This is a genomic window from Rickettsia sp. TH2014, assembly GCF_019249195.1.
GTDB classification, from domain to species: domain Bacteria; phylum Pseudomonadota; class Alphaproteobacteria; order Rickettsiales; family Rickettsiaceae; genus Rickettsia; species Rickettsia felis.
Genome location: NZ_MXAX01000079.1, coordinates 170 through 689, shown reverse-complemented (window position 1 = coordinate 689; position 520 = coordinate 170). Strand labels below are relative to the sequence as shown.

Genomic DNA, 520 nt, shown 5'->3' with positions numbered 1-520 from the left:
CTAATACTAATACTAATACTAATACTAATATTTTTAACTGGATCCCGTGAATAAACACGGAATGACAACAAAAAAACTAAGCCGGCCGTAGTGCCACGGTATGACTAACATATCTATTTGCCTACTTTAAAGGCCCCTTCGTCTAGCGGTTAGGACACCACCCTTTCACGGTGGGAACACGGGTTCGAGCCCCGTAGGGGTCACCATTCTATATTTTTCTATAAACTCATTACCTCAAATAATCTAATTTTAAATTCAGAATAAAAATAATAATTGAAAATAATAACTTTTAATTTATAATGCTTCAAAAAATTTGGTTGAAAACACAAAGCTCAGTTCAATTAGAGCTATATAATACAACCAATAAAATTTTATGAAGTATACTTATGAAAGCAGATATGTTTTCTTCAAAAAATCCGGTAAATATAAGTGATGATCAAACAATTATAGCGTGTCTAGACCAGAACATCCCTTCATTTGTTGGCACCCCCCCAAAAACAATCGACAAAAGGAGTAGAAT

At 33.7% G+C, this 520-nt stretch carries 1 tRNA gene; it reads left to right on the top strand.

Annotation, left to right across the window (positions count from 1 at the left end):
* Positions 1–131: 131 nt before the first annotated feature.
* A tRNA-Glu gene (locus KYQ89_RS01315) sits at positions 132–206 on the top strand.
* Positions 207–520: the final 314 nt, after the last annotated feature.